Source organism: Saccharopolyspora sp. NPDC049426, assembly GCF_040676935.1.
Lineage (GTDB): Bacteria > Actinomycetota > Actinomycetes > Mycobacteriales > Pseudonocardiaceae > Saccharopolyspora.
Genome location: NZ_JBFAPZ010000002.1, coordinates 345,286 through 361,646, shown reverse-complemented (window position 1 = coordinate 361,646; position 16,361 = coordinate 345,286). Strand labels below are relative to the sequence as shown.

Sequence of the window (16,361 nt, the reverse complement as noted above, 5' to 3'; positions counted from 1 at the left end):
TCGTCCTCACTTCCACAGCGCCGCGATGCCGCCGACCGAGTTGACGCCCAGGTAGACCGTCAGCAGCCAGGCGACCGCTCCGATCACCAGCAGCCAGCGCGGGTAGCGGTAACCGCCGAGCAGGTCGCCGCGCCGGGCCGCCACGAACATCAGCACGCCGAAGCCCACCGGCAGGATCAGCCCGTTGAGCGCACCGGCCAGCACCAGCAGTGTGGTGGGCGCCTGGTCCAGCAGCACGAACACCAGCGTCGAGATCGCCACGAACGCCACGACCAGCCAGTTGCGGGCCTTCTCCAGCGAGCGGGAGAAGGTGACCAGGAACGACACCGAGGTGTAGGCGGCGCCGACGACCGAGGTGATGCTGGCCGCCCAGAGGATCATGCCGAACAGCCGCAGCCCGACCTCACCGGCCGCGTGCTGGAACGCCTCGGCGGTCGGGTTGGCCGAGCTGAGCGCGACGCCACCGGCGACCACGCCGAACACCGCGAGGAACAGCACCAGCCGCATCACGCCGGTGACCAGCAGCGACACCACGGAGCTGCGGCTGACGTCGGCGATCTGGTCCGGTCCGGTCACCCCGGCGTCGACCAGCCGGTGCGCCCCGGCGTAGGTGATGTAGCCGCCGACGGTGCCGCCGATGAGCGTGGTGATGGCCAGGAAGTCGACCTCGCTCGGCCACACGGCCTGCACCAGCGCCTGGCCGACGGGAGGTGCGGAGGAGAAAGCGACGAAGGCGGTCAGCGCGATCATCACGATCCCCAGCACCACGACGATGCGGTCCATCGCCACACCCGCGCGCTTGCTGAGGAAGATGCCGATCGCGATCACCGCGGACAGCGTGCCACCGATCTTGGCGTCGAGCCCGAACAGCGCGTCCAGACCCAGCGAGGTGCCTGCGATGTTGCCGACGTTGAAGATGAGCCCGCCGAAGACCACCAGCGCGGCCATCACGTAGCCGAGGCCGGGCAGCACCTTGTTGCCCAGGTCCTGGGCGCGCATGCCGGAGACGCCGATGACCCGCCAGACGTTCAGCTGGACGGCGATGTCGACCAGGATCGACACCAGGATCGCGAAGGCGAAGGCGGCCCCGAGCTGGATGGTGAACTGGGTCGTCTGGGTGATGAACCCGGGCCCGATGGCGCTGGTGGCCATCAGGAACACCGCGCCGAGCAGCGTGCTGCGCTTCCCCTTCGATCCGTTCTGCCGGGGTGTGCTCGTCTCGGTCATGGCACTCCGATCCCGCGTGGCTGTGGTTCGGAACAACATAGAGAATTGTTCAACAATCCCGCAATACCCCGTTTGGAACTTTCCCGTTAAACTGTTGATCACCTGCACCTACTGCACAGGAGAGCCGGCTTGACCGCGACCGATCCGTGGGCTGACCTGCTGGCGGCCGACCGGGCCCTGCTCGACCGCACCAGCACCGCCGAGCGGGTGGCCGACGTGCTGCGGCAGCGGATCATCGACGGCGCCCTGGCCCCCGGCACCCGGCTGTCCGAGGAGAGCGCGGGCAAGGCCCTCGCGGTCTCCCGCAACACGCTGCGCGAGGCCTTCCGGCTGCTGGTGCACGAACGGCTGCTGGTGCACGAGTTCCACCGCGGCGTGTTCGTCCGGGTGCTCTCCGCCGAGGACGTCATCGACCTCTACCGGATCCGTCGCCTGCTGGAGACCAGCGCCGTGCGCCGCGGCGAGAACCCCGACCTGGTCTCGGCGGTCGACAGCACGGTCAGCGACGGCGAGCGCGCGGCGGCCGAGGAGCGCTGGTGGGACGTGGGCACGGCGAACATGCGCTTCCACGAGGCGCTGGCGGCCCTGGCGGGCAGCCCCCGGGTCAACGACACGATGCGCCAGCTGCTGGCCGAGCTGCGCCTGGCCTTCCACGTCATGTCGCGCCCGGAGGAGTTCCACAAGCCCTACCTGGGGTTCAACCGGGAGATCGCCGACCTGCTCACCGCGGGAGACAGGGAGGCGGCGGCGGAGAAGCTCGACGCCTACTTCGACGCCGCCGAGACCCAGCTCGTCGCCGCCTACCGCACCTACCAGGACTGAGCGAAGACCACGCTGGTCAGCAGCACGTGGACGGCGGTCCCGCCGAGGATGCTCAGCACCGGGTTGCGCTTCCACAGGTGCAACCCGATCGTCGCGGCCAGCGACAGCGCGGTCGGCGCGTACGCGGTGGCCCGGGTGTCGTGCAGCGTGTAGACGGCGAGGATCACCATGACGCCGACCGGCATCCGCGCGCCGAGGAAGTTCACGGTCGCGCTGCTGCGCAGCGGTGCGAGCGCGGCGAACGGCAACGCCCGCAACGCCCAGGTGACGGCGGCGGACACGGCCACCGCTCCGGCGATGTGGATCGGGTCAGGCATCGACGTCCTTCTTCCGCAACAGGATTCGGCTCGCCAGCAGGCAGGCGGTGAACAGTCCTAAGGAGACCAGCAGCATCTGCTCGGGGAACAGCAGCGCGCTCACCGGCGCGCAGATCATCGCCAGCGCCGGAACGGGAACGCTGCGACGCGCCCGGTAGGCGTCGATGGCCAGCACGACGAACAGCGCGGTGAGCGCGAAGTCGAGACCGTCGAGCCGGAACGGCACCAGCGCCCCGAACAGCGCGCCCAGCGTCGCGCCCGAGACCCAGTAGAGGTGCAGCAGCACCTGCAACCACACGATCCGCCTGCCGCTCCACTCCTGCGCCGCGGGTCCGGTCGACAGCGCGTACGCCTCGTCGGTGAGCGCGAAAGCGCTGTACGCCTTGCCGATTCGGCTGCGGACCCGGTGCAGCGGGAACGACAGCGCGTAGAAGACGTGCCGGAAGTTGACCAGCAGCGCCGTCACCGCGACGTGCGCCAGCGGCGCTGCGGCCACGACGAGGCCGATGAGCAGGAACTCCAGCGAGCCCGCGTAGATCAGGGCGGCGAACGCCGTCGCCCACCACCAGGTCAGACCGGCGTGCGCCACGAGCAGTCCGAACGCCATGCCCAGCGGGATCATCGCGAGCCCCACGGAGCTCGAATCGCGCAGGGCACCCCGCAGGTCGGCGCGCGGGGAGGAAGCGGTCTCAGCGACCAGAACGGCAGGCATGGCTGCAATTTTAGGTGGAGAACGAAGTAATGTGGTTGCCCTGCGTTCCTCGTTTCCGACCCTGAGAGCAACATGATGTCGATAGATGCCCTAGATCGCGCAATATTGTCTCATCTGAGCCAGGACGGCAGGTTGACCAACGTCGAGCTCGCCCAGCGGGTCGGCCTCACGCCCGCCCCGTGCCTGCGCAGGGTCAAGCGCCTGGAGTCCGAGGGGATCATCACCGGTTACCGCGCCCGCATCGACCCGGCCGCCACCGGCCGCGGCTTCGAGGTCATGGTCTCGGTCGAGATCAGCATCAACGACCTGCAGACCGTCGAGGAGCTGGAAGGCGCCATCACCGCCTACGACGAGGTGGTCGAGGTCCACCGCCTCTTCGGCCGCCCCGACTACCTCATCCGCGTGGCCGTGGAGGACTCCGCGACCTTCGAAACCTTCCTCACGACCAAGCTCATGGCGCTGCGCGCGGTGGCCAGGGTCGATTCCCACATGATCATGAAGAAGCTCAAGACGAGCGACTGACCTCCGGCGGGCATCCGGGGTCAGGCGCGGGCCCGGCGCCTCGGCCAGCCGAACCCGCGCGGTCAACGGCGGATCCTCTCGGCCTACGTGGAGCCGGGACGGTCGTGGTTGCCGTGCCGCAGCGGGTGCAGTGGTTCCGGAGCCCCGGCCGGAGTCACCGGCGAACCCTTCGCGGAGTTCTGCGCCTCGGCCGGTTCAGCGCGATGCTCCCCCGCCGCGGGTTGCGCACCGCTGCGGAGCTCGTCGAGCCGCTGCCGCATCATCTCCACGACCTGCGGGCGGTCGTTGTGCTCCTGCTCGTACTCCAGCACGCGCGCCAGCTCGTCCTGACCGAGCGAACGGATCATGTGCTGCAACGACCCCGTCGACAGCTGGTCGTAGTCCGGCAGCGGAAAGTCCTGCTCCTGCATCGGAGCCTCCTCGGGAGATTTCGGGCGTGACTCGGCGGGGGCTCGCCATCAGCCCCCGCCGAGGGGAAACCGGTTGAGTCGCGCGGACTTCGCGGACCGGCGTTGGGATTCACCCGTCCTTGCGGAAGGCGTCCTTCGCGTTCTCACCGGCCTGCTTGAGGTTGCCCTTGGTCTGCTCGGTCTTGCCCTCGGCCTCGGTACTGCGATCGCCCGTGGCACTGCCGAGCTTCTCCTTGGCCTTGCCCACGGCCTCCTCCACCTTGTGGCGGGCCTTGTCCATCGCAGACATCTGAACACCCTCCTCATCCTCGGGAGACAACGGGCTACCCGGAAGCCCCGCTCGCGAAACGCCCAGTGGTTCAACGCGGCGGTCGCCCCTCGCGCACCTTGCGGCGGTGGCTGGTGTCGCAGAAGGGGTAGTTCTGACTGCGGCGGCACGCGCAGACGGCGATCACGAACCGGTCGGAATCCACTGTGGTCCCGTCCTCCAGCACCAGCCGGACCGGGCCTTCGACGAGGACCGGCCCGCCGGGGACGACGGTGACCCGCCTGCGGTCGGGATCAGCGGGGCCGGTCCGCACGGATCACCACCAGTTCCTCGCAGCGCTGTCCGCGCCGGATCAGCCCGCGCTCCTCCAGCACGGCCGCGCGCTCGTCGAGAACCGGACCGAACGCCTGCGCTTGGCGGTCCACCACGGCCGCTTTCAAACCCCCGGCGCGCAGCCGCGCGAGCGTCGCTTCCACGCCGGCCACGTCGGACTGCACCAGCAGCAGCGTCCCGCCACCGCCCAGGAGCTCGGGCGCGCGAACGCACAGCCGGTCGATGACCGCGCGGCCGTCGTACCCGGCGTCCCAAGCCCGCGCGGCGCCCCGCGGTGGGCCGGAACCCTGCGCGGGGACGTAGGGCGGGTTGGCCAGCACCACGTCGAACGGATCGGCGTAGTCGCGCGCCAGCGCATCGCCCCGCTCCGCGCGCACCGGCAAGCCGCGCAGCCAGGCGTTGAGGCCCGCCACCGCGACCGCCGCGATCGAGATGTCCACGGCCGTCACCTCGCGAGCGCCGGTGCGCGCCGCTGCCAGCGCCAGAGCACCGGTCCCGGTGCCCACGTCGAGCACCCTGCTGCCCGGCTCGATCCCGGCGTCACCCAATGCCCGCGCCAGCAGCCAGGTGTCGCCCTGCGGCCGGTAAACAGCCGAGGTCCTCAGCAATCTCATGGCCAACAGGTTTCCGCCCCCGCCCGAGCCGCAAACCACGAGCTCGGAGGTTTGCCCACGCCCTCACCAGGGAAAGCAACGCCATGCAGCCCGGATCGCAGGCACGGGGAGGAGCTCGCCGGTGAACACTCCCGCGGTCGAGAACGCCGAGCCGGCGGTCGAACATGCCACCGAACCCTCCCGCACGCTCGGTGTCGAAGAGGAGTTCCTCGTGGTGGCCCCGGAGACCGGTGCTTCGTCTGGACGGGGTCCGGCGGTCCTGGCCGGAGTGGCAGATGTCGATCCGCAGCACAGCTTCCACTCCGAACTGATGACCAGCCAGACCGAGGCCGCCACCGGCGTGTGCACCTCCTCGGCGCAGCTGAGCGCGCAGCTGCGCTCAGCCCGCGAGCGGATGAGCCGGGCGGCGCAGGCGGAAGGGCTGGCGCTGATCTCGTCCGGGACACCGCCGTTCCAGGGCGAACCCGGCGCGATTTCACCCGGCAAGCACTTCACCCGGATCGCCGAGACCTACCGCGCCGTCGTCACCGACTACCAGGCCTGCGGCTGCCACGTGCACGTCGGCGTGCCCGACCGGGAACAGGCCGTGGCCGTGATCAACCACCTGCGCCCCTGGCTGCCCTCGCTGCTGGCGATGTCGACGAACTCGCCGTTCCACCTCGGCACCGACACCGGCCACGACAGCTGGCGCGCGGTGCAGCAAAGCCGGTTCCCCGGCTCGGGAATCCCGCCGCGGTTCCGCTCGGCGGCCGAGCACGACGAGCACGTCGCGCGGCTGATCGAGTGCGGAGTGCTCGTCGACGCGGCCATGTCGTTCTGGCTGGCGCGGCCGTCACCGCACCTGCCGACGGTCGAGCTGCGCGTCGCGGACGCGGCCACCACCGTGGGTGAGGCGCTGCTGCAGGCCGTGGTGACCAGGGCCCTGGTGCGCACCGCGCAGCGCGAGCTCGACGCCGGCCGCGAGGCACCGGAGTTCGATCCGCGACTCGAACAGGCCGCCGTGTGGACCGCAGCCCGCCACGGACTCGACGGGCCCGGCATCGACCTGGTGGAGCGGCGTCGCGTGCGGTCCGCCGAACTCGTGCACCGCATGATCCGGTGGGCCACGGCCGAACTCGAGGAGACCCGCGATCTGGCGACGGTCCGCAAGCTCATCGCCGGACTGCTGCACTGCGGGACCGGTGCCCGCAGGCAGCGCACCGCGGCCGCCCGAGGTGATCGGGCGCTGCTCGGAGCACTCCAAGTCACCCGCGACGAGAGAGGGGTGCGATGACCAGCCTGCCGGAACCGCGCGGCCCGCTGTCCGCCGCGGTCACCGCCACGCTCCGCCGGGAACCCCCGGCCCCCGCGCCACCCCCGGAGCTGGCGCACGACTGCGACCCCTGGGGCCAAGACCTCGCGATCGCCCTGCACACCTGCTACGAGCTGCACTACCGCGGGTTCGACGACGTCTCGCCGGAGTGGGAGTGGGACCCGGGGCTGCTGGCCCTGCGCGGCGAGCTCGAACGCGTCTTCCTGCACGCGCTGCGCGCCGGCACCGATAGCTCCGACGACGTCACGGCCGTGCTCGACGAGCTGCTGGTGGAACCCGTGCCCGGCAACGGCGTCTCGCACCACCTGCGCGACCGCGGGCAGTGGTGGCAGGTGCGGGAGTACTTCGCGCACCGCTCGATCTACCACCTCAAGGAGGCCGATCCGCACGCGTGGGTCATCCCGCGCCTCCAGGGCCAGGCGAAGGCGTCGCTGGTGGCGGTCGAGTTCGACGAGTTCGGCGGCGGGCGCGGTGAACGGGTCCACTCCCAGCTCTTCGCGGACCTGCTGACCGGCGCCGGGCTGTCCGCCGACCACCTGCACTACCTGGACGTGGTGCCCGCGCCGCAGATCGCCATCGTCAACCTGATGTCGCTGCTGGGCCTGCACCGGGGACTGCGCGGTGCGCTCGTCGGGCACTTCGCCGCCGCCGAGATCACCACGGCACCCAGCGCGCAACGCCTCGCCGAAGCCCTGGACAGGCTCGGGGCGGCGCCGGAGTGCGTCCACTTCTTCACCGAGCACGTCGAGGCCGACGCGGTGCACGAGCAGATCATGCGCCGCGACGTGATCGGCGACCTGCTCGATCGGGAACCGCGCCTGGCCGAGGACGTCGTCTTCGGCGTCCGGGCCACCGAACTCCTGGAGGGCAGGCTCGCCGACCACCTGCTGGGCGCTTGGGGCCGCGACGAGACCTCGCTGCTGCGACCGCTCGACGTGCCGGAACCCGCCGCGACCAGCTGAGCCCCGCCCGAGAACCGACGTCACCACGGGAGTCACGCGAATGAGCACAACAGCGCAGATCGGAGTCAGCGGACTGGCGGTCATGGGCCGCAACCTGGCGCGCAACTTCGCGCGCAACGGCTACGCCGTCGCCCTGCACAACCGCACCCCCGCCAGAACCCGCGAGCTCGTCGACGAGTTCGGGCACGAGGGCACGTTCGTTCCGGCAGAATCCGCCGAGGACTTCGTGGCGGCGCTCGAACGGCCCCGACGACTGGTCATCATGGTCAAGGCCGGTGACCCCACCGACGCGGTGATCCGCGAGTTCGCGCCCCTGCTGGACACCGGAGACGTGATCATCGACGGCGGCAACGCGCACTTCGCCGACACCCGCCGCCGCGAGCAGGAGCTGCGCGAGCAGGGCATCCACTTCGTCGGCACCGGCATCTCCGGTGGGGAGGAAGGCGCGCTGCACGGTCCGAGCATCATGCCCGGTGGTTCGGCGGAGTCCTACGCCTCGCTCGGCCCGATGCTGGAGAAGATCGCCGCCAAGGCCGCCGACGGCGCACCGTGCGTCACGCACGTGGGCGCGGACGGGGCCGGGCACTTCGTGAAGATGGTGCACAACGGCATCGAGTACGCCGACATGCAGCTCATCGGCGAGGCGTACCAGCTGCTGCGGGACGTCGCCGGTTATCCGCCGAAGGAGATCGCCGGGATCTTCCGCGCGTGGAACACCGGCAGGCTGGACTCCTACCTGATCGAGATCACCGCCGAAGTCCTGTCCCACGTGGACGCTGCGACGGCGCAACCGTTCGTCGACGTGGTCGCCGATCAGGCCGAGCAGAAGGGAACCGGCCGCTGGACGGTGCAACTGGCGCTGGAACTGGGCGTTCCGGTCTCGGGCATCGCCGAAGCGGTGTTCGCCCGCTCGCTTTCCGGGCACACCGCGCTGCGGAAGGCGTCACGCGGCTTGGCGGGGCCCGCTCCGCGACCGCTCGGGGACGCCGAGGCGGCGGTGTTCGCCGACAAGGTCGAGCAGGCGCTGTACGCGTCGAAGATCGTGTCCTACACGCAGGGGTTCCACGAGATCGCCGCGGGCAGCGCCGAGTACGGTTGGCGGCTGGATCTCGGTGCCATCGCCGCGATCTGGCGCGGTGGGTGCATCATCCGCGCGGCGTTCCTGGACCGCATCCGCGCGGCTCACGACAACCGACCCGATCTGCCGAGCCTGCTCTCCGACGACGAGTTCGCCGAGGAGATCGCCGAGGCCCAGGACGATTGGCGCGCGGTGCTCGTCGCCGCCACCGAACAGGGCGTCCCCACACCGGGTTTCGCCGCGGCCCTCGCCTACTACGACGCGCTGCGCGCTGAACGCCTCCCGGCCGCTCTCACGCAGGGACAGCGGGACTTCTTCGGCGCCCACACCTACCGCCGCACCGACCGGGAAGGCACCTTCCACACCCTGTGGGGCGGCGACCGCTCCGAGGTCGAAAGCTAGAGGCTGTTCGACTGCTTCAGGTGTGGGACGCAACCTGCACCGCCGCAGGTTCTGAGCGGTTTCGTGGCGAGGACGCCGCGACGCCAATGTCCACCCCCTGAGTAAGCGGAACACATCAGGAGTGGCGCACGGAGTCCACGGAACCGCTCAGATTCTGCTCCCCGCCCCCGCTGCACAAGGCAATTCCCGTACCGGCCTAGCCCGGCTCGTGCGCCGGCGGCCTCGCGGCCGGAACGGCCAGGGCGGACGGGACCAGCAGGGCCGCCACCAGCAGCAGGGCGTGCAGCGTGCCGACGTGGTCGGCGAGGTAGCCGAGGAGCGGCGGGCCCGCGAGGAACGCCGTGTAGCCGATGGTGGAGACGACGCTGACGCGCGCCGCCGCGCGGACCGGATCGTCGGCGGCCGCGCTCATCCCCACCGGAAATCCCAGGGACGCACCGATTCCCCAGGTCGCGGCGCCCAAGAACACCAGCGGGAGCCAGGTTCCGAAGACCACCAGCAGCACGCCGATCCCTGCGGTGCCCATGGTGGCCCAGAGGACCTTCGTGCGGCCGAAGCGGTCGAGCAGGATCGTGCCGACCACGCGGCCGGCGGTCATGGCGCTGAGGAACACCGCGAAACCGACCGCGCCGAGCCACGGCGGGAGGTCGTAGCCGTCGACCAGGGCCACGCCCAGCCAGTCGTTGGCGGTGCCCTCGGTCAGCGCCATCGCCAGGACCATCAACCCCACCAGCAGGGTTCGCGGTTCGGCCCAGGCGCGGACGAGTCCGCCGCCGGGCGACTCCTTCTCCTCGTCGTGCGCGGGCAGCAGTGACGGCGACGCGAAAGCCGGGACCACCGCGACCAGGATCGCCGCACCGACCAGGTGCACCACGATCGGCACGCCCAGCCCCGCGCAGGCCGCCCCCACCCCGGCTCCGATGACCGTGCCGAGGCTGAAACCCGCGTGGAAGCGCGGCATGATGGTGCGCCCGAGCCGGCGTTCCACCGCAGCACCGTCGATGTTCATCGCCACGTCCCACACGCCGGTGCCCAGGCCGAACGCGAACAGGCCCGCAGCGGTGACCCAGACGTCGCCGAACACACCGGCACCGGTGCCCGCCAGCGCTACGCCGACGGCGTCGAGCACGGCGGCGCCGGTGATGGCCACGCGGGCACCGAAGCGGTGTACCAGGGCACCCGCCAGCGGCAGCGCGAGGATCGAACCGACGGAGATCGCCAGCAGCAACCTGCCCAGCTCCCCCGGCGACACCGACAGCGCGTCGCGCGCCTCCGGGAGCCGCGACATCCAGCTGGCCATCGAGAACCCGTTGACCGCGAACACCACCGCAACAGCGTTGCGAGCACGCAGCACACCGGAATCGGCGCGCGTTTCGACCGCCACCACAACCCCCAGCATCGATCCAGACCGCGCACCAGTCTGCGGGCGCCGCCGTCGAGCGGTCAAACCAATTCCGGGAAATCAGGCCGCCCCACGGCCGCGTTCACCGATCCGCACCAGCCGCCGTCCCGGTTCCGTCGAGAAGAGCCGGAGCGTCAGCTCGCACCGCGCACGTGGCCGTCGAAGCCGACGGGGTCGTGGGCGGAGATGACGTCGATCTCGCCCGCGAGGTCGCGGAGGCGGCTTTGGTTGTTCAGCCGCGCGCGGTTGTCCACCGCCATCAACCGCTGGAACGCGCGCAGAGCGGGTGGGCAGTCCGGAGGCTGTGACATCTCCCCTTGCCAGAAGTACGCGTCGCCCGCGTGCAGCAACCACCGCGCGCCCGCGTTCACGGCGACCCCGACGTGACCGGTGCTGTGGCCGCCGAGCGGGACGAGCAGGATCTCCTCGGGCAGCCCGTCGAGCTCGCGAACGGCCTCGAACCCGAACCAGTGCTGTCCCGACCGGTCCTCGTGGACGACCCAGTCGGGTCCGTGCGCCCACTGCGCCTTGCGGTAGCGCGTGTCCGAACTGCCGGTGGCCGCGCGCAGTTCGGGGCCGTGGACGTGCACCTTCGCCTGCGGGAAGTCCCGCAGGCCGCCCGCGTGGTCGAGGTCGAGGTGGGTAAGCACGACGTGCCGCACGTCGGCCGGGTCGAAACCGAGCCGCCGCACCTGCGCGACAGCGGTCGTCGTCGGATCCAGCTGCGGGTTCATCATCAACCGGAACGCCTTCGGCAGCGAGGTTCGCGCCGGGGCGGAGTCCTCGGTACCGAAACCGCTGTCGACCAGCACCAATCCGCTGTCGGTCTCGATCAGCAGGCAGTGGCACACCATCCGCGCCCGGCGCAGCACCGAGCCCTCGCCATCGATCAACCGTCCGCCGAAGGGCCGCATCGGGCCGCAATCCAGGTGATGAACGAGCATTCCACCACCCTAGCGATCAGCCGCCGGCCATCGCTCCGATGATCATGTAGGGCTCCTTGCCGAGCGCGACCTCTTCGGGCAACGGGTCGTCGAGCGGCTCGTTGGACAGGTCCTGCTCGCAGGCGAAGAACCTGATGAACGCACGCCTCTTCTTGGTGTCGTGATCGCGGACCGTGCCGCGCAGCGCCGGGTAGCGGGCCTCCAGTGCGTCGAGGACGAGCCGCTGCGTCGGGATGCCGTCGACCTCGACGGCCACCTCGTGCTCGGGGATCTTCGCCAGCGTGCGCAGGTGCGCGGGAAGCAGGATGCGGATCATGGCGTCTCCAATCGGCAGGCACTTCGGCCTGTAAGACTCGGGGTGGGGGGGAACCCGGGTGTCTTTTCCAAACCCGAGATCAACCCCAGAACTGGCAGTTGCTAACTTCTGATCATGGGCGAAACGGAGGTGAAGCGGGCTTTCAAATACCGCTTCTACCCAACCGAAGCGCAGAAGAAGGAATTGCTGCGCACATTCGGGTGTGTCCGGAAGGTCTACAACCTCGCTCTGGACGCCAGGACCCGCGCGTGGGCCCAGGAGCAACGCAGGGTGACCTACAACGAGACTTCGACTTTGCTCACGGCGTGGAAGAAGTCCGAGGAGTTGGCGTTCTTGGCCCAGGTGTCGAGCGTACCGTTGCAACAAGCGCTCAGGCATTTGCAGTGCGCATTCACTGCCTTCTTCAACAAGCGTGCGAAGTACCCGCGTTTCAAATCCCGTAAACGATCCCGCGGCTCGGCGGAATACACCAAGTCGGCGTTCAAATACCGCGATGGTCAACTTACGCTGGCGAAGGTGCCCGAGCCGTTGAACATCGTGTGGTCTCGATCCCTGCCGAAGTGCGCTGAACCGTCGACGGTCACGGTGACGCGCGACTCGGCCGACCGCTGGTTTGTTTCGATTCAGGTAGAGACGTTGGTCGGCAGCCACGAGCCCACCACCGGCGTAGTCGGTATGGACGCGGGAATCAGTTCGCTTCTCACCCTTTCGACGGGTGAGAAGATCAGCAACCCGAAGCACTCCGTCCGCGAAAGCAAACGGCTGGAGAAGGCGCAGCGGGAGCTCGCCCGCAAGGTGAAGGGGTCGAACAACCGCGACAAGGCTCGCCTCAAGGTCGCCCGAATCCATGCCCGGATCTCCGACCGGCGTCGCGACAACCTGCACAAGGTCACCACTCGGCTCGTCCGTGACAACCAAACGGTCGTGATCGAAGACCTCTCCGTTTGCAACATGATGAAGAACCGCCGTTTGTCCCGTGTCATCGGTGATGCGTCGTGGGCCGAGCTGCGCTCGATGCTGGAATACAAGTGCGCCTGGTATGGGCGAGAGCTGATCGTGATCAACCGCTGGTTCCCCTCGTCCAAGACGTGCTCGAACTGCGGTGCACTCACTGATTCGTTGCCGCTGCGCGTGCGGGAATGGAGTTGTGGCGTCTGCGAGGTACGGCACGACCGGGACATCAACGCCGCACGGAACATTTTGGCCGCCGGGCTGGCGGTGTCGGCCTGTGGAGCGGGTGTAAGACCTCAACGGGAAACCTCCCGGATGGGGCGACCGGCGGTGAATCAGGAACTTCCCGGCGCGAGCCAGGAGGATTCCCGTCCGTTGGGGCGGGGAGTGGTCAAGGGAGCGTTTGCACCTCCACCGACAGGACCGAGGGCAGGTTGTTGACGATGGGCCGCCACGTGTCGCCGGAGTCGGGCGAGACGTAGACGTCGCCGCCGGTGGTGCCGAAGTAGATCCCGCAGTCGTCCAGCTCGTCGACGGCCATGGCGTCGCGCAGGACGTTGACGTAGCAGTTCTCCTGCGGGAGGCCGTTGGTCAGCGGTTCCCACTCGTTGCCGCCAGCCCGGCTGCGGTACACGCGCAGCTTGCCCTCCGGCGGGAAGTGCTGCTCGTCGCTGAGGATCGGCACCACGTAGACGGTGTCGGGCTCGTGGGCGTGCACGTCGATCGGGAACCCGAAGTCGCTGGGCAGGTCGCCGCTGATCTCGTACCAGGACTCGCCCGCGTCGTCGCTGCGCATCACGTCCCAGTGCTTCTGCATGAACAGCACGTCCGGACGGTCGCGGTGCATGGCGAGGCGATGCACGCAGTGGCCGACGTCGGCGTCCGGGTCCGGGATCTGGCCGGAGTTCAGGCCCTTGTTGATCGGCCGCCAGGACTTGCCGCCGTCGTCGGTGCGGAACGCGCCCGCCGCCGAGATCGCGATGTAGAAGCGGTCGGGGTTGTTCGGTGCCTGGATGATCGTGTGCAGGCACATGCCGCCCGCGCCCGGCTGCCAGTTCGGCGCCGATTCGTGCTCGCGCAGCGCGGGCAGCTCGTGCCAGCTGCGGCCGGCGTCGGTGGTGCGGAACAGCGCCGCGTCCTCGACGCCCGCGTAGAGGGTGTCCGGGTCGGTGGCCGAGGGTTCCAGGTGCCACACCCGGGTGAACTCCCACGGTCTCGGCGTCCCGTCGTACCAGAGGTGCGTGCCAGGCGTTCCGTCGTAGGAGAAGTGGTTGTCGACCGGCTGCCAGCTCCGGCCGCCGTCGTCGGAGCGCTGGATCTGCTGCCCGAACCAGCCCATGGACTGGGAGGCGAACAGGCGGTCGGGATCGACCTTGGAGGCTTTGAGGTGGTAGAGCTCCCAGCCGCCGAAGTGCGGGCCGTCGACTTCCCACGACTCGCGCTTGCCGTCGGCGGTGAGGATGAAAGCTCCCTTGCGGGTGCCGACGAGGACTCGGACACGACTCATGAGTGGCTCCCTGCGCTGGTCACGGCTGGTATCAAGCTCAAGGTAGGCCCGCTGCGAAGGCTTGTCTTCTCCGATCTTGCGCAATCGGGGCGGCCAGCGGCGGCAACGCCACCAGCACCGGGGCCGACCACGGCGGCACGACCTGCAGGGTGATCTCGCGGTGCTCGGGAAGCCGGGCGGGCCCGATGACCAGCGGTGCGGGCGAGGCGCCGACGACGTTCCAGCCCGGGACCAGCTGCTGAGCGTGGTCGGCCCGAGCGGAGAAGGCGGTCGCCAGCACCCAGTAGGTCCCCCGCGGGATCCCGGTGAGCGCGAAGCGCCCCCGCTCGTCCAGCAGCGCCCCGACGATCGGAACGCCGCGCGGGATTCGCCGCGCGAACAGGCCCACGTAGATGGCGGCGGCGCCGCCGAGCGCGATGCGCGCCGCGGTGGCGAGGTGGACCTGGCCGGTGACGAGGCCGCCCGAGTCGTCGTCACCGGGTACCAGCACCGGGCGCGGAGGGGCGTCGCTGAGCAGGTCGGGCAGTCTGCGGAAGCTCACCGGGGACAGGCCGATCTCGGCGGTGAAGCGGCGGGTGAACGTTCCCACCGAGCTGAAGCCGACCTCGCAGCAGATGTCGCTGACGCGTTCGTCGGTCTCCAGCAGCAGCCGCTTCGCCCGCTGGAAGCGGTGCGCGGCCAGGAACCTCCCGGGTGGCTGGCCGTGGGCGCGCTCGAACGCGCGGGCGAGGTGGAACGGGCTGTAGCCGACGTGGTCGGCGACGTCGGCCAGGGTGATCGGCTCCCCGGCATGACCCGCGATGAAGCACGCGGCCTCGACTGCGACATCCGGCATCTCCGACTACCCCCGATCGGCCCCTTCCCCAGCTATGAGCGCGACGGTACCGCCCACACCCGACAATCCGGATTCGAAACCGGCCGCGGTGATCTTGAGCCGCGGACTCGGCACTTCGGATTCGGCGTCGGGTTGAGATTCGGCTGGGTTAGGGTGATCGGGTTTGATCTTGAGTTCGGGGAGTGGGCGTGCGGAATCTGGTGCGGCGAGTCCGGTCCAGGTCCGATTACGCGTGGTACCTGGTGGTGCGCGAGTGGCCGCTGCTGCTCGTGGCGCTGGGAGTGCTGCTCGGTGCGGTCGTGGTGCTGCCGGTCGCGGTGGGCGTCGCGCTGGCGCTGATCGCGCTGGTGCTGGGCGTGATCGCGCTGACCCGTGGCCTGCGCGGGCGGCGTCGCCGCTGGTCGGGTCACGAGTTCTCCTCCGCCGCGGAACCGTTCCCGCACGCCGAGATCGGTGTTCCGGCCTCCTACCCCGCCGCCGTCTACAGCCACCTGCCCGGTCTCGGGACGGCGCTGCTCAGCAACGAGATCGACCGCGCCGTCCGGGATCGCCGCTTCGGGGTGCGGATCGCCGAGCAGGCGTACCGGCCGGCGCCGGAGCTGCGCGCGACCGCGCCCCACCTGCCGGCCCTGCGCTCCTCGGAGCGGCCGCTGTTCAACGGTCCCGTGGTGGGTCTGCGTTCGGACCCGCTGCCCGGCGGCCGTGACGCCGAGGTGCGGCTGCACCGGACGCGCTACTTCGACTTCCAGTGCTCCAACGAGCTGTGCGGGATGCGGATCACCGACCGGGAGACCGGCGCGGAGTTCGATCTGCGGCGGAGGTTGCTGACCGACACCTCGGGCCGGTTGCGGGGTCTCGACGCCGGTGAGCTGGCCGACGTCGTGGGGGTGTCGACGCTGGCGTTCACCACCGACGGACTGCTGCTGATCGTCGGCGACGGCGATCCCTCGGGCAGCGGTTCGCTGGAGCCGCGCGATCTGGTCACCGCCGACGGCTCGCCCCGCCGCGACCTGGCCGAGGTGCTGGTCACCGGCATGGAGCGCGAACTGCGCGAGGAGACCGGGCTGGCCGGCGGTTCCGTCGCCGGAACCGAGCTCACGGGTTTCGCGCGCTGGATGGACCGCGGTGCGAAACCGGAGTTCTTCGGCATCACGCTCCTCTCGGTGTCCAGCAACAGCATTCCCGGCTCGGAGCTCGACTTCGTCGACATCGATCTGGCGACGATGAGCCGCGAGCTCCGCGCGGGCACCAACGTCCTGGAGGCGCCCAGCCTTCCGCGGCCGCTCCGGGAATCCGGCTCGCTGCCACTGCTTCTGGCGATCCGCGCGGCGGCGCTGCAGTAAGGGATTCCCCTAGTCCCAGGTCGGGAAATCTCCAATGGCGGCGTCTCGGGGCCGTCCCTAGCGTTGAGCGACAACGCGGACGCG

19 protein-coding genes are annotated in these 16,361 nt (G+C 69.9%); 7 read left to right on the top strand and 12 right to left on the bottom strand.

Annotation, left to right across the window (positions count from 1 at the left end):
- Nucleotides 1-6: 6 nt before the first annotated feature.
- Nucleotides 7-1,227, bottom strand: coding sequence for an NRAMP family divalent metal transporter (locus AB0J78_RS04870; protein WP_363787039.1), 1,221 nt, complete (start codon nt 1,225-1,227; stop codon nt 7-9).
- A gap of 129 nt (nt 1,228-1,356) precedes the next feature.
- Here AB0J78_RS04870 and AB0J78_RS04865 point away from each other — a divergent pair, with 129 nt between their 5' ends.
- Entirely contained in the window at nt 1,357-2,049 is a 693-nt protein-coding gene (locus tag AB0J78_RS04865; protein WP_363787037.1) for a GntR family transcriptional regulator, read from the top strand.
- On the opposite strand, the gene AB0J78_RS04860 is transcribed toward AB0J78_RS04865, so the two are convergent.
- The gene (locus AB0J78_RS04860; protein WP_363787035.1) at nt 2,037-2,366 is read right to left on the bottom strand and encodes an AzlD domain-containing protein; all 330 of its coding nucleotides are present in this window, start codon (nt 2,364-2,366) and stop codon (nt 2,037-2,039) included. The two genes, AB0J78_RS04865 and AB0J78_RS04860, sit on opposite strands and share 13 nt — an antisense overlap.
- The gene (locus tag AB0J78_RS04855; RefSeq protein ID WP_363787033.1) at nt 2,359-3,078 is read right to left on the bottom strand and encodes an AzlC family ABC transporter permease; all 720 of its coding nucleotides are present in this window, start codon (nt 3,076-3,078) and stop codon (nt 2,359-2,361) included. Before AB0J78_RS04855 ends, AB0J78_RS04860 begins: the two co-directional genes overlap by 8 nt.
- A gap of 72 nt (nt 3,079-3,150) precedes the next feature.
- On the opposite strand from AB0J78_RS04855, the gene AB0J78_RS04850 reads away from it, so the two are divergent.
- A complete protein-coding gene (locus AB0J78_RS04850) occupies nt 3,151-3,600 on the top strand; it encodes an Lrp/AsnC family transcriptional regulator (RefSeq protein WP_363787031.1) in 450 nt (149 codons plus the stop codon).
- 83 nt (nt 3,601-3,683) lie between these two features.
- Here the strand turns inward: AB0J78_RS04850 and AB0J78_RS04845 are convergent, their stop codons facing one another.
- From AB0J78_RS04845 to AB0J78_RS04830, 4 genes are all read right to left on the bottom strand, one after another.
- On the bottom strand, nt 3,684-4,010 hold the full coding sequence (locus AB0J78_RS04845; RefSeq protein WP_363787029.1) for a hypothetical protein: 327 nt from the start codon (nt 4,008-4,010) through the stop codon (nt 3,684-3,686).
- Nucleotides 4,011-4,119: 109 nt separating this feature from the next.
- Entirely contained in the window at nt 4,120-4,299 is a 180-nt protein-coding gene (locus tag AB0J78_RS04840; RefSeq protein ID WP_363787027.1) for a CsbD family protein, read from the bottom strand.
- A gap of 70 nt (nt 4,300-4,369) precedes the next feature.
- Nucleotides 4,370-4,591 (bottom strand): CDGSH iron-sulfur domain-containing protein, encoded by a 222-nt coding sequence (locus AB0J78_RS04835; RefSeq protein ID WP_363787025.1) that lies wholly within the window; start codon nt 4,589-4,591, stop codon nt 4,370-4,372.
- Entirely contained in the window at nt 4,572-5,225 is a 654-nt protein-coding gene (locus tag AB0J78_RS04830; protein WP_363787023.1) for a HemK2/MTQ2 family protein methyltransferase, read from the bottom strand. Before AB0J78_RS04830 ends, AB0J78_RS04835 begins: the two co-directional genes overlap by 20 nt.
- Nucleotides 5,226-5,346: 121 nt before the next feature.
- Here AB0J78_RS04830 and AB0J78_RS04825 point away from each other — a divergent pair, with 121 nt between their 5' ends.
- Genes AB0J78_RS04825 through gndA form a run of 3 tightly spaced genes read left to right on the top strand, consistent with a single transcriptional unit; the run spans nt 5,347 to nt 8,979 of the window.
- Nucleotides 5,347-6,498 (top strand): glutamate--cysteine ligase, encoded by a 1,152-nt coding sequence (locus tag AB0J78_RS04825; RefSeq protein WP_363787021.1) that lies wholly within the window; start codon nt 5,347-5,349, stop codon nt 6,496-6,498.
- Nucleotides 6,495-7,499 (top strand): iron-containing redox enzyme family protein, encoded by a 1,005-nt coding sequence (locus AB0J78_RS04820; RefSeq protein WP_363787019.1) that lies wholly within the window; start codon nt 6,495-6,497, stop codon nt 7,497-7,499. Before AB0J78_RS04825 ends, AB0J78_RS04820 begins: the two co-directional genes overlap by 4 nt.
- A gap of 40 nt (nt 7,500-7,539) precedes the next feature.
- The gene (gene gndA, locus AB0J78_RS04815) at nt 7,540-8,979 is read left to right on the top strand and encodes an NADP-dependent phosphogluconate dehydrogenase (protein WP_363787017.1); all 1,440 of its coding nucleotides are present in this window, start codon (nt 7,540-7,542) and stop codon (nt 8,977-8,979) included.
- Between the two features lie 196 nt (nt 8,980-9,175).
- Here the strand turns inward: gndA and AB0J78_RS04810 are convergent, their stop codons facing one another.
- From AB0J78_RS04810 to AB0J78_RS04800, 3 genes are all read right to left on the bottom strand, one after another.
- Nucleotides 9,176-10,363 (bottom strand): MFS transporter, encoded by a 1,188-nt coding sequence (locus tag AB0J78_RS04810; protein ID WP_363787015.1) that lies wholly within the window; start codon nt 10,361-10,363, stop codon nt 9,176-9,178.
- A 152-nt stretch (nt 10,364-10,515) separates the two neighbouring features.
- Entirely contained in the window at nt 10,516-11,325 is an 810-nt protein-coding gene (locus AB0J78_RS04805) for an MBL fold metallo-hydrolase (protein WP_363787013.1), read from the bottom strand.
- Between the two features lie 16 nt (nt 11,326-11,341).
- Nucleotides 11,342-11,641 (bottom strand): MoaD/ThiS family protein, encoded by a 300-nt coding sequence (locus tag AB0J78_RS04800; protein WP_363787011.1) that lies wholly within the window; start codon nt 11,639-11,641, stop codon nt 11,342-11,344.
- 114 nt (nt 11,642-11,755) lie between these two features.
- Between AB0J78_RS04800 and AB0J78_RS04795 the strand changes: the two genes are divergently transcribed.
- Nucleotides 11,756-13,033, top strand: coding sequence for an RNA-guided endonuclease TnpB family protein (locus AB0J78_RS04795; protein ID WP_363787009.1), 1,278 nt, complete (start codon nt 11,756-11,758; stop codon nt 13,031-13,033).
- On the opposite strand, the gene AB0J78_RS04790 is transcribed toward AB0J78_RS04795, so the two are convergent.
- Together AB0J78_RS04790 and AB0J78_RS04785 are read right to left on the bottom strand one after the other, a co-directional pair.
- The gene (locus AB0J78_RS04790) at nt 12,984-14,099 is read right to left on the bottom strand and encodes an exo-alpha-sialidase (RefSeq protein ID WP_363787007.1); all 1,116 of its coding nucleotides are present in this window, start codon (nt 14,097-14,099) and stop codon (nt 12,984-12,986) included. The genes AB0J78_RS04795 and AB0J78_RS04790 overlap by 50 nt on opposite strands.
- Before the next feature lie 37 nt (nt 14,100-14,136).
- Entirely contained in the window at nt 14,137-14,934 is a 798-nt protein-coding gene (locus AB0J78_RS04785) for a helix-turn-helix transcriptional regulator (RefSeq protein WP_363787005.1), read from the bottom strand.
- A gap of 188 nt (nt 14,935-15,122) precedes the next feature.
- Between AB0J78_RS04785 and AB0J78_RS04780 the strand changes: the two genes are divergently transcribed.
- Nucleotides 15,123-16,277 carry a hypothetical protein gene (locus tag AB0J78_RS04780; protein WP_363787003.1) on the top strand — a complete coding sequence of 385 codons (1,155 nt, stop codon included), beginning with the start codon at nt 15,123-15,125 and terminating at the stop codon, nt 16,275-16,277.
- Nucleotides 16,278-16,361: the final 84 nt, after the last annotated feature.

Bases quoted from the DNA above. Each gene is read 5' to 3' on its own strand.
- gndA (WP_363787017.1), top strand. From the start codon at position 7,540: ATGAGCACAACAGCGCAGATCGGAGTCAGCGGACTGGCGGTCATGGGC.
- AB0J78_RS04820 (WP_363787019.1), top strand. From the start codon at position 6,495: ATGACCAGCCTGCCGGAACCGCGCGGCCCGCTGTCCGCCGCGGTCACC.
- AB0J78_RS04860 (WP_363787035.1), bottom strand. From the start codon at position 2,366: ATGCCTGACCCGATCCACATCGCCGGAGCGGTGGCCGTGTCCGCCGCC.
- AB0J78_RS04785 (WP_363787005.1), bottom strand. From the start codon at position 14,934: ATGCCGGATGTCGCAGTCGAGGCCGCGTGCTTCATCGCGGGTCATGCC.
- AB0J78_RS04870 (WP_363787039.1), bottom strand. From the start codon at position 1,227: ATGACCGAGACGAGCACACCCCGGCAGAACGGATCGAAGGGGAAGCGC.
- AB0J78_RS04855 (WP_363787033.1), bottom strand. From the start codon at position 3,078: ATGCCTGCCGTTCTGGTCGCTGAGACCGCTTCCTCCCCGCGCGCCGAC.
- AB0J78_RS04795 (WP_363787009.1), top strand. From the start codon at position 11,756: ATGGGCGAAACGGAGGTGAAGCGGGCTTTCAAATACCGCTTCTACCCA.
- AB0J78_RS04805 (WP_363787013.1), bottom strand. From the start codon at position 11,325: ATGCTCGTTCATCACCTGGATTGCGGCCCGATGCGGCCCTTCGGCGGA.
- AB0J78_RS04850 (WP_363787031.1), top strand. From the start codon at position 3,151: ATGATGTCGATAGATGCCCTAGATCGCGCAATATTGTCTCATCTGAGC.
- AB0J78_RS04790 (WP_363787007.1), bottom strand. From the start codon at position 14,099: ATGAGTCGTGTCCGAGTCCTCGTCGGCACCCGCAAGGGAGCTTTCATC.
- AB0J78_RS04800 (WP_363787011.1), bottom strand. From the start codon at position 11,641: ATGATCCGCATCCTGCTTCCCGCGCACCTGCGCACGCTGGCGAAGATC.
- AB0J78_RS04845 (WP_363787029.1), bottom strand. From the start codon at position 4,010: ATGCAGGAGCAGGACTTTCCGCTGCCGGACTACGACCAGCTGTCGACG.
- AB0J78_RS04830 (WP_363787023.1), bottom strand. From the start codon at position 5,225: ATGAGATTGCTGAGGACCTCGGCTGTTTACCGGCCGCAGGGCGACACC.
- AB0J78_RS04840 (WP_363787027.1), bottom strand. From the start codon at position 4,299: ATGTCTGCGATGGACAAGGCCCGCCACAAGGTGGAGGAGGCCGTGGGC.